Source organism: Natronomonas moolapensis 8.8.11 (assembly GCF_000591055.1).
GTDB classification, from domain to species: Archaea; Halobacteriota; Halobacteria; order Halobacteriales; family Haloarculaceae; genus Natronomonas; species Natronomonas moolapensis.
The window spans coordinates 2,342,909-2,363,026 of the sequence record NC_020388.1 but is presented as its reverse complement, the minus strand read 5'-3'; the positions used below and the strand labels follow the sequence as shown (position 1 = coordinate 2,363,026).

Genomic DNA, 20,118 nt, shown 5'->3' with positions numbered 1-20,118 from the left:
ACCCGCGCCCGGACGACCCGCCCGCGTTCAGTCAAGACTTTTAGGGACCGTTCTGAATAGTCGATCATGAACCGACCGAAGATCCTGCTGCTCGGCGCACCGGGGGCCGGCAAGGGAACCCAATCGAGCAACATCCTCGAGCACTACGATGTCGAGCACGTGACGACCGGCGACGCGCTGCGCGCCAACAAGGACATGGAGACCGAACACGGGACGCCCCGCGAGTACATGGAGGCGGGCGAGTTGGTCCCCGACCCTCTCGTCAACGAGATCGTCAAGGCCGCCCTCGAGGACGCCGGCGGGTTCGTCCTCGATGGCTACCCGCGAAACCTCTCGCAGGCGGAGTACCTCTCGGAGATCACCGATCTCGACCTCGTTGCGCTGCTCGACGTGAGCAAAGAGGAACTCGTCGACCGGCTCACCGGCCGGCGGATGGACCCCGAGACGGGCGATATCTACCACACGGAGTTCAACATGCCCGACGACGAGGAGATCCGCGGGCGCCTCGTCCAGCGCGACGACGACACCGAGGAGACGGTCCGCGAGCGCCTCCGCGTCTTCGACGAGAACACCCAGCCCGTAATCGACCACTACGAGGAATCGGGCGAACTCGTCCGGATCGACGGCGAGCAGACCCCCGAAGAGGTCTGGAGCGACCTCGACGCCGCGATCGAGGACGTGGCCTGAGCGTCTGGAGCATCCGTATCGGTCGCTGGGACAACACCGATATAGATTCTGAACTTCGTGCGGTTTCCACCGATACTCGTATAATGCTCTGAAACCATGTATTGCGCGTGGTCTCGCTTATATATGGGCTCTTGGCTATCGGACTCTCCGCTGGGGGATGGCTGTGTTGGATCAGTTACTCGCTACTACGGAGGGATCCACAGCTCGGTCGTCGCGCACTGGCGATAGCTGTCGGCATCCTGGGTACTGGAAGCGTTCTCACCGCCGTGGTCGGTGTTGTGCCGTGGCTCCCAGGCCCAGAGACGGGAGAGCAGATATGGTTGCTGTTGCCACTTGTGACTTGGAACCTGATGACTGCGCCGTGGCTCGTATTCGCGCTCCAATACACCGGGACGCGTCCAGCTATCAGCCGTCGGCTGATCGTGGCACTGACCGTACCGGTGTTGCTAGTCCCGCTCCGCGTTGGTGTTCAAGCAAGCCGGGTCGAGTTACCGCCAGCGATTGTAGGCTTTACTGCCACCGTCGTTTTTGCGTACGTCCTGTCGCTGGTTGCGTCCGGCTGTTACTTGTTGATTCGGCAGAACAAAACCGATGCCCGCTTTTCATTGCGGCAGGCCCTGTCGCTCTCGGCCATCCCGATCGGGTCGTTTTTATTCTGGAACCTCTCGACTCTGGAGATAACCGCGACCGCGATGGCGGTTACGTTCGACGCTGGAGCGATCACCGCCTGTGTGGGCTTGGCCGCTGCTCGCTACCGGTATGGTCTCTTCGGCCCGATTCCGGCCGTCGGAGCGCTCGGTGAAAACGCGCTGATCGAACAGACAGACGACCTGATGTTCGTCGTGGATGCGAACGAGCGGGTCGTACAGAGCAACCGGACCGCCGTCGAGACGCTCGACACGGCGCGGAGCGAGCTTTTAAAAAGCAAAGTTGGCGACGTCTTGGGGTACGAGGTCGACGAAATCGTGGCTAGCGAGACTATCTCTCTCGAAACGTCTGCTGGAGTTCGACAGTACGATTCACAGCTATCAGCCGTTACCGATCCACACGGCAACAGGCTTGGAAGTGTACTCAGCTTTCGTGACGTGAGCGACCGTGAGGTCAGCCAACAACGGTTATCGGTTCTGAACCGAGTGTTGAGACATAACCTTCGAAACCGGATGGACGTAATAAAGAGCCACGCCGAGACCCTGCCGGGTACCGTGGATGAGCACCGTTCATCGATCATCGCGGCTGCTGATGACGCTGTTGCTCTCGGCCGGCAGGCACAGCGGATCGATCAGTTCGTTTCGGCGCAAGAATCCAGCAGCCAGGTCGACCTCACACGGATCGTACGGAGAGTACTAGACCGTGTTTCGACAGTGGGCGTGACTGTCACTACTGATATGCCGGGAACGGCCATAGTGACCACGAATCGACGGGCTGCCGAGAACGCCATCGAAAGTCCACTGAAAAATGCGGTTACTTACGCGGCCTCGTCGGTAGCAGTGACGATCACAACCACGGACGGGGGCTACTGCGTGACCATCAGCGACGACGGCCCAGGTATCCCTGCAGCGGAACTCGACGCCCTGAACAGAGGCACAGAAGACCCACTGACACACACGACCGGACTCGGGCTGTGGCAACTCAAGTGGGCGGCAATGACACTCAACGGAGACGTTTCGTTCGAAATAAACGACGGGACGACAGTAAGGATCGATATTCCCGACAACGAGGCATCCGGCGTGACATCTTCCGCGGCGTAAGCGGAGCGGGATCGAAGATCCCGCAGGCAGTCGGGCGACGCCCGACGACGGCGCGGGGTCCCTCGACAGAGGGATCTCGGCCTGTTATTAGTTGGGTTTCGGACGGACTCCCGCGGTCGCCAGCCATCGGGGGTCGGACGGACTCCCGCGGTCGCCAGCCATCGGGCGTCAGCGGACCCCGTGTGTGAACGAACGCCACGAGCGATGCTACAGTAGCGATCGGAAGACACTGCACACTCGATCGCACGGCGGCAGTGCGATCGATGTGTAATCGCTTGTGATGGTTACTATAACTGGTGGCGTTCCAGACCGGCCATCTCCAGTGGTCTGTGCCACGGGGCGTACGCGAGTCACACCCGGCGTGAACGCCGAGATTCGACCGCTGAATCACGATAGAGTGACGTGACGGCTGCAAATGGGCAGCAAGAAATCCAGAGGGAATCGAACATACACACCCGAGCCGCAACTGGACCGGGTTCGCGCTGTCTCTCGTATGCGGGTCTTGACAAGACTCTTATAAACGGAGCGTGTGACGTTTTTATGCGATACCGAGTCCCCGTGGTGGCGTGTTGTCTGCTCGTCGTGTTATCCGGGTGTGCGGGACTCGGGGTCGGCCCCGACGGGACGGCAACCGACGGGACGGCAACCGACGGGACGGCAACCGACGGGACACCGACGCCTGCGGGGACGACGGGGACCGCCCCGCCGCCGAACGGCACGCTCGTGGTGTACGTCATCGACGTCGGCCAGGCCGACGCGACGCTGCTCCGGACCGACGAAGAGACGATGCTGATCGATTCGGGCGGTTGGCGCGACGACGGCGAGACGGTCCTCGAGTACCTGGATGCCCGGGGTGTCGAGCGGATCGACCACCTCGTCTCGACGCACGCCCACGCGGACCACATCGGCGGCCACGAAGCGATCATCGACCGCTACGAGACCGAGCGCGGAGGGATCGGAGCGGTGTACGATTCGGGCGTCACGCACACCTCCCGGACGTACGAGCGCTATCTGGACGCGGTCGAGCGCCACGACGTTCGGCTCTTCGAGGTCCGATCCGGCGACGAGATCCCACTCGAGGGGGCGGCGGCGACGGTGCTTTCGCCCTCGCCGCCCGTCGGCGACGACCTCCACGACAACGGCGTCTCCGTGTCGGTCGCCGCCGGGGAGACGTCGTTTCTGTTCACTGGCGACGCCGAGCGCGCGGCCGAATCGCGGCTACTCGGAACCCACGGCAAGCGCCTCGATGTCGACGTGTATCAGGCCGGCCACCACGGGTCCGACACCTCCTCAGCCCCGGCCTTTCTCGACGTGGTCGATCCCGCGGTCGCGGTCGTCTCCTCGGGTTATGATTCCCAGTTCGGCCACCCCCACGACGAGCCCCTACGGCGGTTCGCCGAGCGGGGGATCCGGACGCTCTGGACCGGGGCCCACGGCTCGATCGTCTTCGAGAGCGACGGCGAACGGATCGTCGTCCGGACGCAGGCGGCGGCGACGACCGACCCGCTGGAACTGAAAGCCGCGCCCGAAGCGGGCGCCGACCCGACCGATCCGACCGCGGAGCGCTTCGTGGTGGGGGTGGCCGCGTGACCCTCGAAGGGACCTACACCGGAACGGTGGATCGGATCACCGGGGGAACGGCGGTCTGTCTGGTCGAGGACGACGGCGAGACGGTCGCCGAGCGCCGCGTTCCGGTCGAGGACCTCCCGGCCGGGACGGCGGCCGGCGACGTCTGTTCGTTCACCTTCGATGGCGGGACGCTAGTCGGCATCAAGGCGTCGCCGGAGCGGACGGCGGAGCGACGACGGCGGCTCCGGGAGCGCTTCGAAGCGCTCTCAGAACCGCTCGACGGGACGCAAGAGGAGAACGGCTAGCGCCCGTTTCCCCGAATCCGTCGGTCGCATCGAAGGTAAAAGCTTGATTACCCGCCAGTCGCTACACGGGGTAATGGCACGCACAGCCTCGAAGGTACAGGAACTCGTCTCGGAGGACGCGGAGATGGAGGACGCCCTCGAATACCTCCTCGACCGCGCCGACGAGGGGACCGTCTCGTGGGGCGACGTCTCCGATGAACTCACGAGCGGCCAGTGGGGACGGCTCATCGAGATCGGCCTGCTCGTCGACTCGGACGGCGAGGGGTTCGACGTCGCCGACCCCGGCGGCGTCAGGGACGCGCTCGAGGACGACGACCTCGAGTTGCCCGACGCGCCCGACGGCGACTCCTCGTGGTCGAAGTGGGACAAGATGGCCGCTGTTGGGTCGGTCGCGATGTTCGCCGGTTACACGTTCCGGTCGGTCCGGGAGCCGCTCGCGGATACGCTGAACATCGCGCTCGGTCCGCTGTTGGATCTGCTTCCGTTCTTTGCCGTGATAATGGTGCTCGCGCTGTTCACCGGGCTCTACTCGACGCTGTTGCAGTCGAACCTGATGGATATGGAGGTCATGGGGGCCTATCAGGGCCGGATGAAAGAGATCCAAGAGCGCCGCAAGGAGGCCAAAGAGCGCGGCGACGACGAGGCGCTCGAACGCATCCAGGACGAGCAGATGGACGCGATGGCGGACAACCTCGGGATGTTCAAAGAGCAGTTCCGACCGATGGTGTGGATCATGCTGTTGACCATTCCCGTCTTCCTGTGGATGTACGCCGTCGTCGGCTTCCGCGGTGCGCCGTTGTACCCCGGAATCGATCTCGGGCCGATGGTGATGCCGATCGTCGGCGAGGTCGGCTGGAACGAGGGGCTCGTGGGGCCGCTCCAGGCGTGGATCGGCTGGTACTTCGTCTGCTCGATGTGTTTCACACAGGTCATCCGCAAGTCGCTGAACATCCAGACGACGCCGACGTGATCCGCCGATCGGCCGCCTGTGGCGCTTCGGTTTCACCGGCGTCCGTCGGCCGCGAACGGTAACGCCTTTGACCCACAGCGGCGCAGTACTGATATGTTGATAACCATCTCCGGCCCGGCCGGCAGCGGCAAGAGCACGGTCGCCGCCGGGCTGGCCGAACGGCTGGGATCCGAACACGTGAGCGGTGGTGACATTTTCCGCGACCTCGCCGCCGAGCGCGACCTCACGCCGCTGGAGTTGAACAAACTCGCCGAGGAGGACGACTCGATAGACCGGGACCTCGATCGACGGCAGCGCGACCTCGCCGCCGAGCGCGAGGACCTCGTGCTCGAATCGCGGCTCGCGGGCTGGATGGCCGGCACCCACGCCGACTTTCGGATCTGGCTCGACGCCCCGCTCGACATCCGCGCCGAGCGGATCGCCGACCGCGAGGACAAGGCCGTCCAGACGGCCCGCGAGGAGACCGTCGAACGGGCCGACAGCGAGGCGTTGCGCTACCGGGAGTACTACGGCGTCGACATCGACGACCTCGGCATCTACGACCTCTCGCTCAACACCGCCCGGTTTTCCCCCGGAGCGGTCCTCGACGTCGTCATCGCCGCCGTCGAGGCATACGACACCGTCGACGACGAGGGCAAGACCCCAATCGACGGCGTCGAGTACGACTTCTGACCATGCGCGAGCGTGGTCCCCCCGCGGAGCGCGACCCGGCGACGCTTCTGGAGTTCGGCGTCGTCAACCTCGACAAGCCACCGGGACCGTCGGCCCACCAGGTCGCCGCCTGGGTCCGGGACATGGCCGGCGTCGACCGCGCCGCCCACGCCGGAACGCTCGACCCGAAGGTCACCGGCTGTCTGCCGATCCTGACGGGGACGGCCACCCGCGCGGCGCAGGTGTTCGACGACAGCCGGAAGGGGTACGTCGCCGTCCTCGAGGCCCACGGGCGGCTCCCCGCCGACTTCGAATCGACGCTCTCGGCGTTCGAGACCGCCCTCTACCAGAAGCCTCCTCGGAAGTCCGCGGTCGTCCGTCGCCTCCGGACACGGGAGATACACCGCCTCGAAGCCCTCGAACGCGAGGAGCGCCGAGCGCTGCTCGACATCGAGTGTGCGAGCGGCACCTATATCCGGAAGCTCTGTCACGACCTCGGGTTGGCGCTCGGGACCGGCGCGCACATGGGCGACCTCCGGCGGACAAAGACTGCTGGCTTCACCGACGCGACGCTTTCGACGATGGAGGACCTCGCCGACGGTCTCGCCTTCTGGCGGGAGTCGGACGACGCCGACCTGCTCTGTGAGGTCGTCTCGCCGGCCGAACGCGCCCTCGAGGGGCTGCCGACGGTGACCGTCGCGCCCTCGGCCGCCCGCGAGGTCGCCGAGGGTGCGCCGGTGTACGCCCCCGGCGTCATCGACGCCGGGTTGGCCGGCGCCGACCCGGGCGATCTCGTGGCCTGTTATACCCCCGACGGCGCTGCGGTCTGTCTCGGCCACTTGGTCGGCGACCCCGACGCGGAGTCGGGGACGGTCGTCGAATTAGAGCGCGTGTTGGTGTGAACGCCGACGCGAAACGAAGAGGTTAAACGTTCCTCAACCGTCCCTCGAAACGCGAGGGACCGTGGGGTAGTGGTATCCTCTGCGCATGGGGTGCGTTGGACCCGTGTTCGAATCACGGCGGTCCCATTCACAGAAGCGCTTCTGAAAATTCTACAGACCCGTTAGCCGACCCCCCGTCCGACTCCGTCGAAGCCGATGAATGTCAAAACCGGATGTCCTTGTTATAGGCCGAGCCATCCCGTCGTCCCGCAGTTTCCGCATTCGATCTTTACGGTACCCCGTTCGGTCCGTGGTCCTCTGATTATCTTCCGGGAGTCACACTCCGGACAACACAACCAGTCGTATATCGAGATGGTGTCTGAGGATTCGACGGAAGGCATAGTGTTTATTTAAATAGCGAAGCAGAAAATGTCTGTCGTTACCGGTACGACGCGACCTCGATCCCCGCGAGTCGATGCTCACGACGACGCCCGAGACCGGACGTAAGCCCTCCGAGAGCGAAGTGTGGCTCCCGTGGCAGTGTCGCTCGTGCTGACGAGAGACGGAGTCTCTCGAACCGCCTGCCCCCGAGGTGTCTCACCGACGGTCCGTCGGCTTGGTCCGACCCGCTTTTAGTGGTCGATGCCCAACCGCCGTCCATGGACGCCGAGACCTTCGACGAGCAGAAGTACGTCGACCTCTTTCCACAGCTCCAGCAGGCGTACAAGAACGTGTTCAACCGGATGAACGACGAGTACGACTCGACGCTGATCCACGGCATCGACCAGAACGTGCTCAACGAGTCCGAGCCGTTCTACGACGAGACGGAGGGGTTCTACCTCGAAGTCCCCGAGGAGCCCTACGAGCGGCTCTCGGGGACGGGTGTCGTCGTCTCCGAGGAGCGCTTCGAGACGGTACTCGACGACTACGTCGCGGAGATCGAGGCCGAACTCGATCGGACGTTCGCCTAGACGCTCTCGAGGTCGGATTCGTCGGCGTCTGCACCGCAGTTCGCGCCGGTCCAGACGCCGAGGGTCCCGTCGTTGCCGATCCGGATCAACACGCGCGCACAGCCGACGCCGGATCCGACGCTGTCGACCACGTCGGCGGTCCGGACCCCGCCGTCGTCGAGGGCGACGTGGATCCGGTGTCGGCCCGGCGTCTCCGTCCACTCGCCCTCGATCGTCCGGCTGTCCCCGTCGGCGCCGAGTTCGTAGGTGCCGAGATGGAGCATCTCCTCGCCCGCCTCGACCGCTATCTGGATCCGATGGGCACTCCCGTGGGTGTTCTGTATCGACAGCTCCGCGAGCCTGACGCCCCCGGAATCCCCGGGAGCCGTCCCCTCCTGTTCTCCGAGCGCCTCCACGCAGCCGGCGGTCGCGGCGGCGGCAATCGTGGCGGTGGCGGCTCCGAGCAACGTGCGGCGCGTGGCCATACGTGCGCTGGGGCGCTCGACCGCTTAAACACCCGTCAGACGGTCGGCATCGATCCGAGCTAGCGCTCCATCTCGCGTTCGAGGTCGCGGAGCTTCTCGATGCGGCGCTCCGTCGGCGGGTGCGTCGAGGCGATCCGGCCGATGAACCCCTTGCGGATCGGGATAATAAAGAAGGCGTTCATATCGGCCTGCTCGCGGAGGTCCTCCTCGGGCACCTGGTCCATCCGCCCGGAGATCTTCGAGAGCGCCGTCGCGAGCGCCGAGGGGTTGCCCGTGATCATCGCCGCGCCGCGGTCGGCGCTGTACTCGCGATAGCGGCTGAGCGCGCGGATGAGCAGAAACGAGACCACCCACACGAGCAAGGAGACGACGATGGCGACGATCAGCGGGGCGCCGTTGCGGTCCCGGCCGCCGAAGAGCCATCCCCACCGCACGATGAAGAAGGCGATCGTCGAGAGAAAGGAGGCGATCGTCATCACGGCCACGTCGCGGTTCTTCACGTGGGCGAGTTCGTGGGCCAACACGCCCTCCAGTTCGTCGTCGTCGAGCGTCCGCAGGATTCCCGTTGTGACACAGACCGAGGCGTTGGAGGGCGACCGCCCGGTCGCGAAGGCGTTCGGCGTCCGGTCGTCGGCGACCGCGACCGTCGGCTTCGGCAGGTCCGCCTGCTGGGCGAGCCGGCCGATCCGGGCGTGTAGCTCCGGGTACTCCGACTCGCTGACCGTCTTGGCCCCCATCGCGCGCAACGCGAGTTTGTCGCTGAAGAAGTACTGGACGACCGAAAAGCCCCCGAGCAACACCACACCGAACAGCACGTTCCCGAAGTACGCCGCCAGTACGCCGACGAAGACGAGATAGAGGGCGAACAACAAGAACATGGTCAGCCCCATCCGAAACCGGAGCCCCCAGTCGGTTTGCCAGTTCATATCCGACCGTTGGTGTCGGACGAATAAAAACTGTCGCGGTCGGCCGCCACCCGCCGCGACCCGATCGCACACACATATATACTCACATCGCTGCTGTGCGGTGGCGCGCGCTGCGCCGTGCCCGAGGCGGGCGGCGAACGCGAGCGAGCCGCCCCGTCCGAGGGCCGGCGCGAAACATACGTGCGAGGGCTTCGCGAACGGAGTGAGCGACGGCTCGATAGAGCTCGCTCTATCGGCGGATGAGTGAGGCGCGAAGCGCCGAACGAATCGGCTGCGGGGCGGTGTGCGGTTGCGGGGCGGTGTGCGGTTGCGGGGCGGTGTGCGGTTGCGGGGCGGTGTGCGGTTGCGGGGCGGTGTGCGGTTGCGGGGCGGTGTGCGGTTGCGGGGCGGTGTGCGGTTGCGGGGCGGTGTGTGGTTGCGGGGCGGTGTGCGGTTGCGGGGCGGTGTGCGGTTGCGGGGCGGTGTGCGGTTGCGGGGCGGTGTGCGGTTGCGGGGCGGTGTGCGGTGACTCGGTAGTCTAGTTCACCGAGGTCGGGACGGAACCGGACCTCACTGAAAAACACTATTTAAATACACCGCCGAAACCAGCCGTCACGAAGCCAGACATCACAAAACCGGAGTTCACCGGAAAGCACCATTTAAATACACCATCTAAACCAGCCCATCACGAAGCCAGACTCCGCCAGAAAAACACCATTTAAATACACTATTTAAATTAGCCCGACTTCCGAACGCCGACTACTCCTCTGACGCCCCCTCGGCGCCTCCGGGCGGCGAGACCGTCCCCACGATCCGGCCGTAGATCCCGAAGATGTCGTCGTAGCCGCGCTCGCTCGCGAGCACCGGGACGATCCCCGGTTCGTCGACGCGGTGGGTGTAGACGTCGTCGCTGGCGAACACCTCGCCTGCCGGGATCTCCTCGAAGTTGCGGTAGTTGACGGTCGGCTCGCCGCCGCCCTTCGGGACCTCCTCGCCGCCCTCGACGATGGTCGTCTCGGAGAACGTCGGCTGGCCAGCGAGCGCGCCGTGGGCTCGCAGGAACCCGCGCGCCGCCTCGTAACCGAACTCGACGGCGTCCTCGCTGCCCTGGCGGCCGGCCTCCAGCGAAACGGCGTCGTCGACGACCGAGTCCAGGGTCGTCCCCCGCAAGCCGCTCGAGTCGAGGACGTACTCGACGGGCATCCCGGTCACCGTCCGCCGGACCGAGTCGGTGAGGTGGCTGTAGATGGCGAATGGCGGCGGCGCGCTGTGGGAGGTGTGGATCGCGAGCACCGCGTCGGCGCCCTCGAGAGCGTCGGTCAGCCGGACGGCGAGGGCGCGCTCGTACGCGTCGCTGTCGGCGTCGCCCGGGAACGCCCGGTTCAGGTCGGTGTCGGTGTAACGCGTCCCGGCTTCGAGGGCCGGTTCGTTGGCCACGATCAGCCGGATCGCCCCCTCGCCCCCACCCGCTCCGGGGGCGGGAAGTTCCTCGGCGAGTCGCTCGACGATGCGTTCGCCCGCGGGTTCGTCGCCGTGGATGCCGCCGACGACCGCGACGGTGGCGGGCCCCGCGGACCCGCGCTCGGATATTTCCATGCGCGGGGCTACGGGCGGGGGCGCAAATAACCGTGTGGCTGCTCGCCCGCGCGTTGCGCCCCGGCATCGGCGCTGGTGACCCGCTCCGTTCGCCACGACGGTCGGGGCGCACCGGCAGAGGTGGCCACAAAAGCGGGCCGAGAGGGAGTTGAACCGGAGGCAGACGGTCGCTCACCCCGTTCGCGCTGCGTCTTCCAGGGTGAAACTCCCCGGCCGCATCGTTTCTCACGTCGTGGCGAGCAGGCCTCGCTGACGCTCGGCACTGCTCGGTGGTGTTCGAAACGGAATACGGGCCGAGAGGGAGTTGAACCGGAGGCCGACGTGCTCGCTTCGCTGCGCGCGACGCCCAGGGATCAACTCCCCAGCCGCATCGTTTCTCACGTCGTGGCGAGCAGGCCTCGCTGACGCTCGGCACTGCTCGGTGGTGTTCGAAACGGAATACGGGCCGAGAGGGAGTTGAACCGGAGGCCGACGTGCTCGCTTCGCTGCGCGCGACGCCCAGGGATCAACTCCCCAGCCGCATCGTTTCTCACGTCGTGGCGAGCAGGCCTCGCTGACGCTCGGCACTGCTCGGTGGTGTTCGAAACGGAATACGGGCCGAGAGGGAGTTGAACCGGAGGTAGACGTGCTCGCTTCGCTGCGCGCGACGCCCAGGGATCAACTCCCCGGCCGCACCGTTTCTCACGTCGTGGCGAGCAGGCCTCGCTGACGCTCGGCACTGCTCGGTGGTGTTCGAAACGGAATACGGGCCGAGAGGGAGTTGAACCCCCGACCGTCTGGTTAAAAGCCAGACGCTCTGCCGGACTGAGCTATCGGCCCTCAAACTCTTCTTATTGCGGCTACTGATAAACCCTTTCGATTGCGGGAGTCGCTCTGAGCCGACGACGGACGAACGGCGGCGTTTGGACCGGCGGTCGGTCGGGCCGTCGCTCGAAACCAGCGATGTCTGTGGATTCGCGAACAGGAATTGTGACGTGCTCTCGGGGGTAACGTCGCGGGTTTCCCACTCGGTGTTGGCCGGGCAGATCAGTCCTGACGGTTGGGAATCTGCGCGCTGTGACCGACGACACTGACTCCGCCACGACGTCGTTACTCTGCCGTGTCGACGGCCTGGCGGGAGTTTGCTTTCCGTCGGTCGGTGCGGTCGGCTTGCGTCTTTGAGTCCGGCTCTCGCCGTCGCAAACACCGGGCCAACTGCCAGTTCTCCGCACACAAAAATTGATGCGGACAGACGGACGATCGAGCGTACCGCCCGTATCCCACGACTGAACTCGTGGGGTTCGCGCCTGCGTCACGATATAAAAAGCGACGAGACGCAGGCAATAAAACCAACCGTGGTCAGTCACTTCCCGCCGGCGGAGCGTCCGTCCCGCACCTCGGGAGGAACTTCTCGGCGGGACAGACGTCGGTGAAGCTGCTCTGGATCAGATTGAGACCGACGAACCCGACGATCAACAGGAACCACCGCGAGACGACGACTCCGAGCACGAGGCCGAGTAACACTATCACGCCGGCGAGGCGACGCACCTGTAACTGACACGTTTTTCCCATTCTATAGTGGTAATATTGTGCAAAATACTAAAATCTATCGGCGCCGTCGTCTGCGGCGGGACCGTCTCTTGGCGCTCGTCTTTCGGTGCCCACCCCCCGGTGCCCGCCCCGGCGGTCAACGCAGACGGGAACCGCGTACTGATCCGACGACGACGCGTCCGTAGCCGTTCGTACCAACCCCGGAGGGCGCTCGGGTGTGTTCGAGTCGAACGGGTCAGCGCTCTTGCGCGTATGATCGACGCGTGCATCCGGCACGTAGTATTTATAAATATTTGCTATATTACCCGGGTATAAAACGGGCGAGCGCACGTAGTATGTGACATCCTCCCGCGGGTAAAGGCGCGGGCCTCCCACCCGGTGTTGGCCGGGCAGGTCAATCCCGACGGTTGGAAGTCTACGGTTTGCTGGACAGTCAGCCAGTGGCTTTGCCACGAAGCCGTTACTCGTACCCCGGAGAGGGCTTCGAGGTACCTGGTTGTTTAACGACTGTCGGCGTGGTCGGCTTACTGTTTGTTTCCGGCTATGAACCGTGGCGACCACCGAGTCAACCGCCAGTTCTCCACGCACGACGTACGACACGATGGTTTGTAACGTAAATTGTCGGATTCATCTGGTGGCTAAACCCACCAGTATTCTCCTCGAATCTCTATAAACCGTCGACCTATCCGTTTCTCAGCAACTAGTTCAGTGAGCCGAACCAGCGCTGTCTAGCGATTCATCGGAGTCCTCGCCGACTATTTCGACGGCATCGAACTCGAACCGAGCGCCACCGTCTCGGCCGTCGATAATACGTACCCCCCAGCCGTGTGCCTCCGCGATCCGCTTGACAATCGTGAGCCCGAAGCCCGTTCCATCGGCTGCCGACGTGTGGCCTGCTTCGAAGACCCTCTCGCGGTCATCTGCGTGTATCCCCGGGCCGTCGTCTTCGACGCAGAAACAGTCCTCGCCCGTGCGTTCAACGCGGACTGTGACGTCGGCGCCGCCGTGTTCGACGGCATTGCGGAACAGGTTCTCGAAGATGTGCCGAAGTCGCCCGCGGTCACCACGGACCGTGAACTCGTCCGCGATTTCGAGCGTCACCCCGGCCGTCTCGACCCCCTCCCAGCACTGCTCAATCAAGCCTGTGAGCTGAATGGGGGTCGCCTCGGCGACAGTGTGGCCCTGCCGAGCGAGTGCGAGCGTGTCCTCGGTGATGCTCTCCATGCGCTCTAGGGCAGTCATGATCGCCTCGAGGTGCTCTTGGGCCTCGTCGTCACACTGGTCTTGTAGCATCGTTGCCCACGCTTGGGCGACGTTCAGCGGGTTTCGGAGATCGTGTGAGACGACACTCGTGAACTCCTCGAGCCGCTCGTTCGCACGCTTGACCGACTCGCGTTCGGTGATATCGATGTACATCGCGACCGTTCCGATGATCTCGCCGTCGGCTGTCCGGCGCGGAACCGCACGCAGGATCGCCTCGGTGACTTCACCGTCAACAGCCATTAGATCGCGTTTCTCTGTGGTGAACTCTCCGTCGAGCGCCTGGCTGTACCCCTGCGATTGTAGCCTCTCCGCCGATTCGGCTGTGTAGAACTCCGGGAGTTCGCTGTCGATTATCGCGTCCGCATCGTATCCGAGGCTCTCCACGAACTGACTGTTGCAGTCTTCAATGATCGGTCGGCCGTCCTCGGAGCGAGTGAGAACCGTCATCACTGGGGCCTCCTCGAACAGCGTTCGGTACTGGCTTTCGTACTTCGTCGCCAACTGCTCCAGTTGTTCGGTTTTTTCTTCCAGTTGCCGTTCGTGTCGTATCCGTTCCGTAATGTCGGTCGTAACTCCGGTGAGCCGCGACGGGTCACCGTTTTCGTCGGCGATCACGTCGAGGCGGGCCTGCACCCACCGCGTCCCACGGTCGGGGTGTTCGATACGGAACTCCTGTTCGAGTGGCCAGTCGGTCGCTTCCTTCTGTTGGGTTTCGATCTGTGTGAGTAACTCGTCCGTGTCGTCGGGATGGACGTGTCGGAGCCACGCCATCGGGTCGTCGTATGCCTCCTCGCGCGTGATCCCGTAGACCGCTTCCACTGCTGGGTTCGCATACTCGGTTTCGGAGTAGTCGGTCGGCAACAAAAAAAACGCGTCCTGGACGTTAGCCGCGAACCGCTCGAACCGCTCGCGGACCATCCGAAGTTCCCGCTCGCGTTCTTTGCGCTCGGTGATGTCCTGAAACGTCCCTTGAGCGGCGACGATTTCGCCGTCCTCGTACACTGGTTCTCCGATCGTGTTCACCCAGCGCACGTCGTCGTCCGCTGTGACGATCCGTAACTCCAGGTCATACGGTGTACCCTCGGCTGTAAGGCGGTCGAAAGCCTCCCGAATCGTGTCTCTATCCTCCGGATGATAGAACCCGAAGGCGTCTTCAATCGTCACGTCGGCATCCAGTGTCGATCCGTGGATACGATACATTTCGTCCGACCACCGCAGCGACTCTGAGTGTATATCGAGTTCCCACCCGCCGATGTGTGCGACTTGTTGTACATCCTGTAGGAACTGGCGGCTCCGGTCGAGTTCGCGCTGTTGTTGCTTGCGTTCTGTTACGTCACGATATAGCCACAGGTGTGCGTCACCCTCGGGCAGGGTGTAGGGCACGTAGTCACGTTCGATCACACGACCGTCTTTGAGGGTGAGTTCCTCGTTTTGAAGCGACTCTCGCCGTTCGATCCGTTCTGTGATCCCGTCGATAAACTCCGCGGGATCGGCGAACAGGTCTTTGAGTTCTTCGGCCGTCGCGGCGCAGTCACGCCCGGCGAGTTCATCGCCGTCGATGGGCATACCGAGGGTCTCTCCCAACAGGTCGTTTGCCACGAGTACGTCGCGTTCGGCGTCTTCGACGAGCACGCCCATCGGCAGGGTCTCGACGATGGTGCGGAGAACGGTATTCGTCCGTCTGAGCTCCTGTTCGCGTTCTTTGCGCTCGGTGACGTCCCGATTCGTACAGATCAGTTTGCCGTCGTCGAGCAGCGAGAGGGTGATCTCCTGGTAGACGGGACTCCCGTCGCGGCACTTGCCCACAGTCTCGCCGCGCCACTCCCCTGTATCATCGAGCTCCGAGAACACCTCCTGTTCGATCCGTACACTCTCGTCGTCACCATACAGTCGTCGCCAGGTGCTGCCGAGGAGTTCGTCGGCGTCGTACCCGAAGACGTCGGCGTGGGCCTGGTTCATATAAATATACTCGCCGCGCTCGTTCAGAATCGAGATACCGTCCATCGCCGCCTCCATCGCGGTGGATTGCATCTCCAGTTCGGCTTCTCGTCTCTTCCGTTCGGTAATATCAAAAAACGACGAGACCACGCCGATTGGGTTACCGTCGATGTCCGTCAGGTGGCTGTTCACCCCTCTGGCGTAGAACGTTGACCCGTCCGCCCGGACGGCTTCGAGTTCGCCTTCCCAACGTCCCCGTTCGTCGACGGTCTCCAGCACAGAACTCGCCTGCTCGTGATCCTTCCACAGGTCCGTCGCTAAACGTCCGATCACGTCGTCTTCGTCATCGTACCCCCACATATCGAGGAACGTAGGGTTCACGTCGATCAATTCGCCGTCGTGATCTACGATTGCGATTCCGCTGAGGGCTGATTCGTACACGTACTGATACTGCTGGAGCATATGTTCGCGCTCTTTACGCTCGGTGATGTCCCGTGAGACACCGAGTACGGCGTTTCCGTCCGTCTCGACCGGGTCGTAGGGGATTTTTGTCGTCTCCAGAAGCCGCGTTTCATCGTCTGCGGTCGTCAGCAACTCCTCGGGGATGTGTTTCGGCTCGCCGGATTCGATGACGGCCCGATCGTCGGCGCGGAACTGCTCGAGTTCTGCCTCGGAGTCGATGACGTCGGCGTCCGTGGCTCCTTTGAGATCGCTGACGGTGGTCCCGTACGCCTCGGCAGCGGCCTCGTTCGCCAGCAGGAACTCGCCGGCTTCGTCTTTGACGGAGACGAGTTGTGGAAGCATATCGATTATCTGGCGCAACCGGTCACGAGTCGCTCGAGCACGCTCCTGTTGGCGGCGCGTCTCGACAGCGTTGCGAATTTTGTTGGCAAGGACGGTATACTGGCTCGTGCCGGATTCTTTTTGTAAGTAGTCTGTCACGCCGGCAGCGATCGCATCGCTCGCGACTGCTTCGCTCCCTTTGCCAGTATAAAGGATAAACGGCATATCTGGGGCGTCCGCACGGACGGTTTCGAGAAAGTCGATACCGTTGCAACCGGGCATATCGTAGTCGGAGACGAGACAGTCAAACGCACCAGCGGAGAGTTTGTCTAACCCCTCGCTGGCGCTCGTCGCCGTCTCAACGGTGAATTGGGCGTCTTGTCGCGAGAGCATAGCAGCCGTCAGAGCCGCGAAGGAGGAGTCGTCATCGACGTGAAGAACCGAAATCCCTGTTGCCCTCGTCATATATACGTCAGCTAGCGACCGTGTGTCATATAGTATTGAGGGACTAGTTCTCGATCGAAATAGTAGGCCGATTAGCGCCCGCCAGAGCCGGTATTCGTCCCGAATAGCCGCTGAAGGCGGAGCGCCAGATCGAATCCGAAGTCCGAAGCGAAGGATTCCCACCGGGAGACGGGGTCACCGCTCCGGTGTACTCATTTTTTATCGGCTGTCAACCCAGCCCCTGTACCGCGGGGAGCCGCCAGTCTCGCGCCACCGCGACGGCGACCTGACTCATACTGACGGACAAACGAACGGACACACGGCGCACGGGTGAGCCGCCGGTCGCGCCGTCGAACGGCGTGCGCCTCGTGCGTCGGTGTCATGTGAGTTCGTCCATCAGTATCACGGTCTCGCGTCGTTCGACGCGCGTATCGAGGTGTCAATGTCAGTCGGATCGACAGGTTACGGTCCACGACGACTCGGACCGTCGGGTCAGCCGATTGTAGAACGCCCGAAGCCCCGGTGGATCGGTGTCCGGGAGGACGTACAGCTTGATCGTCCCGTCGCGGATGGCGACCCGAAACGTGTCTCCGGTTCCGTCGTCATGGGCGAGATACACCGGCATTGGCAGGTCGAACCAATCGCCGTACCGATACGGTCCCCGTTCGAGCACCGACTCGGCGAGCGCGGTGAGCGATCGCTCTCCGGAGTCGCGCTCCGGCCGAAGCGTAAATACGGTTTCGCCCTCGTATTCGACGCCGCCGTGTCTCCGGTAGCGACGGATCGGCCGTTGCGGGATCGAGAACGTCGGGTCGTCGTCCGACACATCGGTTCTACGCCGCGATATCGTTTAAATTCGAGGGCGTTTGGGTGGCCGCTCACGATCGACACCGCGACGAACGTTTATATACTGAGACGGGCGCACTCATCGCGTGAGGTAGTCGACAGCCGACGGCCGGTTTGGGCGCGAGCGCGGAGTGCCGCCGTCGGACGCCATCGGGGCCGACCGCTCCGCCTGTTCGCCACCTATATCGAATTCGGGGCCATACTGCCGTGTATGTGTGGCCGCTACAGTCTCTTCGCCCCGCAAACGGATCTCGAGTCGCGCTTCGGCGCGTCGTTCGGGGACGGCTTCGAGCCGCGGTACAACGCCACGCCGGGACAGACGCTTCCGGTGATTACCGACGAAGAGCCCGACAAGGTTCGTCACCTCGAGTGGGGGCTCGTTCCGCGGTGGGCCGACGACGCGACGGAGAGCTACATCAACGCTCGGTCCGAGACCGTCAGCGAGAAGCCAGCCTTCGCCGAGGCGTACGGGAAACGGCGCTGTCTCGTCCCGGCCGACGGCTTCTACGAGTGGGCCGACACCGGTGACGGCAAGCGGCCGTACCGCGTCGCCTTCGAGGACGATCGACCGTTCGCGATGGCGGGACTCTACGAACGCTGGACGCCCGAGACGACACAGACGGGGCTCGGCGCGTTCTCGGGCGGGGGTGCCGAACCGGAGGGCGTCGAACCGCTGGAGACGTTCACCGTGTTGACCACCGATCCCAACGCGGTCGTCGAACCGCTTCACCACCGGATGGCGGTGATTCTCACCCCCGACTCGGAGGCGGCGTGGCTGGAGGGCGAGAGCGTCTCGTTCGAACCCGCGCCCGCCGACGAGTTTCGCGCCTACCCGGTGTCGCCGGCTGTCAACGATCCCTCGAACGATCGCCCGGAACTCGTCCGTCCCGTCGAGTAGCGCCCTGACCGAACGATCTAAACCGGCGGCAGCCGTCGGGGCGACCGATGGACACCCCCGATTGGATTCCGTTCGTCGGCGGGCCGAGTCGGCCGGCGGAGCCGTTTCTCGAGCGCGCTGCAGGCTGGGCGGCAGCACTGTCCTACAGCGACATCCCTCACCCAGTCCGACGCGCCGGGAGAGCGCAGTTGACGAGCGGTGTCGGCGCCGCGCTCCGGACCGGAACGCACCCGATCGGCGACCGGATCCGGGGGTCGATGGAATCGTCGGGAGCGGAGACGACGGTTCTCGGCGGCGGGCGAACCGCCCCGGCGACCGCCGCCGTGAACAACGGCGTTCTCGCGTCGGCACTCGAGTTCGACGGGTCGGTCCTCGGCGGCCGAACGGACGCCAGTTGTGTGTTCGTCCCGCTGGCGTACGCCGAAGCCACGGGGGCCGACGGCGAGGAACTCCTCGTCGCGCAGGTCGCTGCGAACGAGATCGCAGCGCGGCTCGGCGCGGCGGTGACGACCGGATCGTTCGCCGGCCCCGATGCGGCCTGGATACACGCCGCCGGTGCGGCGACCGGACGTGCAGTGATCGAAGACGACAGTCCTGACACGCTCGCGGACGCACTCGCGACAGCGCTGTCCGAACCGCCACGACCGATCGAGCGGTCGGCGCTCGGAGCCGACGCCGGCGTCTGGCGGCCGGCGGCGCCGATCCGGACCGGGCTCGCCGCGGTCGAGAGCGCCCGGTCGGGAATCGAGGGACGGACAGATCTGATCGAGGGCGACGAGGGGTTGCTGTCCGGGCTCTGTCGTCGACCGGCGTGGGGGTATCTCTCTGGGTTCGGCGAGCGTTGGCACACCGCCGCACTGAGCGTCGGGCTCGTTCCAGGGAGCGCCTACGTGGCGGCAGCGACGGAGGCAGCTCTCGAGGCGAGGGGGCGTTTCGACCGCGGACGGACGACGGTCCGAGCGGTCGAAGTGTACGGTCCCCACGCGCTGTGCTCGATGGACGCGGTCGCGAATCGATACATCGAGGACAGTCGCACCCCAATCGCTGCGGCGGTTCGCTCGGTCCGTCGAGCGACGGCGGAGGCGCTCGTCCACGGGGAGAACACGCCACAGCGGGTCGGAGCCCGTGGCGGACGGGGCGCGATACCGCGGATCGCCGAGCGCGTCGAGCTTACCCACGAGCCCGCGCTGACGATCGCCGCGCTCCGATCGTCGGTTCCCGAGGGGATCGAGTTCGACGGGATGGGGCGAGCGGTCGCTCCGAAGACCGCCCGAATCGTCGGGGCGCGCGCGACGCTCAGACACCCATCGGCAGTGCTCGGAGCAGGACGACGGCTGGCCGACGTTCCGGACCCCTCGAAGGTCGAGCGGCGGATCGGCGCCCGTGTCGTCGTCCGGACGGCCGATGAGCGGGCCGTCGAGGGGCGCCTCGAGCGCCCGTCGGGCGTCGCCGGCGCACCGCCAGCCGAGCTCAGAGCGGTCGCCAGACGGAAGTGCCGTGAATCCCTCGAAGCGCTCGGAGTATCCGAGTCGGTGGCCCGGAGCCGGACCGATCGGCTGTCCCGGATCGACGAGGCGCCCGAGGTCCGCCTCGGGTGGCTGTTCGAGGGGAGTGCGAGCCGGCGCGCCGGCGGCGATGGCAACACGTAAGAAACCGGCGACCGCCAAGG

16 protein-coding genes and 2 tRNA genes are annotated in these 20,118 nt (G+C 64.6%); 11 read left to right on the top strand and 7 right to left on the bottom strand.

From position 1 onward, the window contains the following. Positions 1–66 precede the first annotated feature (66 nt). The 9 genes from NMLP_RS11400 to NMLP_RS11360 all read left to right on the top strand — a co-directional run bounded on the left by NMLP_RS11400 (position 67) and on the right by NMLP_RS11360 (position 7,782). Positions 67–687: an adenylate kinase gene (locus NMLP_RS11400; RefSeq protein WP_015410267.1), complete on the top strand. Its 621-nt coding sequence runs from the start codon at positions 67–69 to the stop codon at positions 685–687. Positions 688–794: 107 nt separating this feature from the next. Then, positions 795–2,435 carry an ATP-binding protein gene (locus NMLP_RS11395; RefSeq protein WP_015410266.1) on the top strand — a complete coding sequence of 547 codons (1,641 nt, stop codon included), beginning with the start codon at positions 795–797 and terminating at the stop codon, positions 2,433–2,435. Positions 2,436–2,975: 540 nt separating this feature from the next. Continuing rightward, positions 2,976–4,025 carry a ComEC/Rec2 family competence protein gene (locus NMLP_RS11390; RefSeq protein ID WP_015410265.1) on the top strand — a complete coding sequence of 350 codons (1,050 nt, stop codon included), beginning with the start codon at positions 2,976–2,978 and terminating at the stop codon, positions 4,023–4,025. Then, positions 4,022–4,309 carry a DUF3006 domain-containing protein gene (locus NMLP_RS15480; protein WP_015410264.1) on the top strand — a complete coding sequence of 96 codons (288 nt, stop codon included), beginning with the start codon at positions 4,022–4,024 and terminating at the stop codon, positions 4,307–4,309. Before NMLP_RS11390 ends, NMLP_RS15480 begins: the two co-directional genes overlap by 4 nt. Positions 4,310–4,382: 73 nt before the next feature. Continuing rightward, positions 4,383–5,279, top strand: coding sequence for a DUF106 domain-containing protein (locus tag NMLP_RS11380; RefSeq protein ID WP_015410263.1), 897 nt, complete (start codon positions 4,383–4,385; stop codon positions 5,277–5,279). A gap of 93 nt (positions 5,280–5,372) precedes the next feature. Next, on the top strand, positions 5,373–5,951 hold the full coding sequence (cmk, locus tag NMLP_RS11375; RefSeq protein ID WP_015410262.1) for a (d)CMP kinase: 579 nt from the start codon (positions 5,373–5,375) through the stop codon (positions 5,949–5,951). 2 nt (positions 5,952–5,953) lie between these two features. After that, positions 5,954–6,832, top strand: a complete 879-nt coding sequence (locus NMLP_RS11370; RefSeq protein WP_015410261.1) for an RNA-guided pseudouridylation complex pseudouridine synthase subunit Cbf5 — start codon at positions 5,954–5,956, stop codon at positions 6,830–6,832. 55 nt (positions 6,833–6,887) lie between these two features. Then, a tRNA-Pro gene (locus tag NMLP_RS11365) sits at positions 6,888–6,958 on the top strand. Between the two features lie 512 nt (positions 6,959–7,470). Further along, positions 7,471–7,782: a DUF5783 family protein gene (locus NMLP_RS11360; RefSeq protein ID WP_015410260.1), complete on the top strand. Its 312-nt coding sequence runs from the start codon at positions 7,471–7,473 to the stop codon at positions 7,780–7,782. Here NMLP_RS11360 and NMLP_RS11355 read toward each other — a convergent pair. The 7 genes from NMLP_RS11355 to NMLP_RS11325 all read right to left on the bottom strand — a co-directional run bounded on the left by NMLP_RS11355 (position 7,779) and on the right by NMLP_RS11325 (position 17,531). After that, entirely contained in the window at positions 7,779–8,246 is a 468-nt protein-coding gene (locus tag NMLP_RS11355) for a hypothetical protein (protein ID WP_015410259.1), read from the bottom strand. The two genes, NMLP_RS11360 and NMLP_RS11355, sit on opposite strands and share 4 nt — an antisense overlap. A 59-nt stretch (positions 8,247–8,305) precedes the next feature. After that, positions 8,306–9,172, bottom strand: coding sequence for a zinc metalloprotease HtpX (gene htpX / locus NMLP_RS11350; RefSeq protein WP_015410258.1), 867 nt, complete (start codon positions 9,170–9,172; stop codon positions 8,306–8,308). Positions 9,173–9,910: 738 nt separating this feature from the next. Continuing rightward, a complete protein-coding gene (locus NMLP_RS11345; protein ID WP_015410257.1) occupies positions 9,911–10,747 on the bottom strand; it encodes a M14 family metallopeptidase in 837 nt (278 codons plus the stop codon). Between the two features lie 745 nt (positions 10,748–11,492). After that, positions 11,493–11,566: transfer RNA gene (locus NMLP_RS11340), tRNA-Lys, on the bottom strand. A 519-nt stretch (positions 11,567–12,085) separates the two neighbouring features. Continuing rightward, positions 12,086–12,298, bottom strand: coding sequence for a YgaP family membrane protein (locus NMLP_RS11335; protein WP_015410256.1), 213 nt, complete (start codon positions 12,296–12,298; stop codon positions 12,086–12,088). A 684-nt stretch (positions 12,299–12,982) separates the two neighbouring features. Beyond that, positions 12,983–16,726 (bottom strand): PAS domain S-box protein, encoded by a 3,744-nt coding sequence (locus tag NMLP_RS11330; RefSeq protein WP_015410255.1) that lies wholly within the window; start codon positions 16,724–16,726, stop codon positions 12,983–12,985. Between the two features lie 424 nt (positions 16,727–17,150). Continuing rightward, positions 17,151–17,531 carry a hypothetical protein gene (locus tag NMLP_RS11325; protein WP_015410254.1) on the bottom strand — a complete coding sequence of 127 codons (381 nt, stop codon included), beginning with the start codon at positions 17,529–17,531 and terminating at the stop codon, positions 17,151–17,153. A 231-nt stretch (positions 17,532–17,762) separates the two neighbouring features. Between NMLP_RS11325 and NMLP_RS11320 the strand changes: the two genes are divergently transcribed. Both NMLP_RS11320 and NMLP_RS11315 read left to right on the top strand, forming a co-directional pair. Continuing rightward, positions 17,763–18,449, top strand: coding sequence for an SOS response-associated peptidase (locus NMLP_RS11320; protein ID WP_015410253.1), 687 nt, complete (start codon positions 17,763–17,765; stop codon positions 18,447–18,449). A 47-nt stretch (positions 18,450–18,496) separates the two neighbouring features. Next, positions 18,497–20,098 carry an MmgE/PrpD family protein gene (locus NMLP_RS11315; RefSeq protein WP_015410252.1) on the top strand — a complete coding sequence of 534 codons (1,602 nt, stop codon included), beginning with the start codon at positions 18,497–18,499 and terminating at the stop codon, positions 20,096–20,098. Positions 20,099–20,118 lie beyond the last annotated feature (20 nt).

What these genes read in the sequence shown, in the direction of transcription:
- NMLP_RS11390 (WP_015410265.1), top strand. Translation starts at nt 2,976, where the DNA reads ATGCGATACCGAGTCCCCGTGGTGGCGTGTTGTCTGCTCGTCGTGTTA.
- NMLP_RS11330 (WP_015410255.1), bottom strand. Translation starts at nt 16,726, where the DNA reads ATGACGAGGGCAACAGGGATTTCGGTTCTTCACGTCGATGACGACTCC.
- NMLP_RS11315 (WP_015410252.1), top strand. Translation starts at nt 18,497, where the DNA reads ATGGACACCCCCGATTGGATTCCGTTCGTCGGCGGGCCGAGTCGGCCG.
- NMLP_RS11400 (WP_015410267.1), top strand. Translation starts at nt 67, where the DNA reads ATGAACCGACCGAAGATCCTGCTGCTCGGCGCACCGGGGGCCGGCAAG.
- NMLP_RS11360 (WP_015410260.1), top strand. Translation starts at nt 7,471, where the DNA reads ATGGACGCCGAGACCTTCGACGAGCAGAAGTACGTCGACCTCTTTCCA.
- NMLP_RS11335 (WP_015410256.1), bottom strand. Translation starts at nt 12,298, where the DNA reads ATGGGAAAAACGTGTCAGTTACAGGTGCGTCGCCTCGCCGGCGTGATA.
- NMLP_RS11355 (WP_015410259.1), bottom strand. Translation starts at nt 8,246, where the DNA reads ATGGCCACGCGCCGCACGTTGCTCGGAGCCGCCACCGCCACGATTGCC.
- NMLP_RS11345 (WP_015410257.1), bottom strand. Translation starts at nt 10,747, where the DNA reads ATGGAAATATCCGAGCGCGGGTCCGCGGGGCCCGCCACCGTCGCGGTC.
- NMLP_RS11370 (WP_015410261.1), top strand. Translation starts at nt 5,954, where the DNA reads ATGCGCGAGCGTGGTCCCCCCGCGGAGCGCGACCCGGCGACGCTTCTG.
- NMLP_RS11320 (WP_015410253.1), top strand. Translation starts at nt 17,763, where the DNA reads ATGTGTGGCCGCTACAGTCTCTTCGCCCCGCAAACGGATCTCGAGTCG.
- NMLP_RS11380 (WP_015410263.1), top strand. Translation starts at nt 4,383, where the DNA reads ATGGCACGCACAGCCTCGAAGGTACAGGAACTCGTCTCGGAGGACGCG.
- htpX (WP_015410258.1), bottom strand. Translation starts at nt 9,172, where the DNA reads ATGAACTGGCAAACCGACTGGGGGCTCCGGTTTCGGATGGGGCTGACC.
- cmk (WP_015410262.1), top strand. Translation starts at nt 5,373, where the DNA reads ATGTTGATAACCATCTCCGGCCCGGCCGGCAGCGGCAAGAGCACGGTC.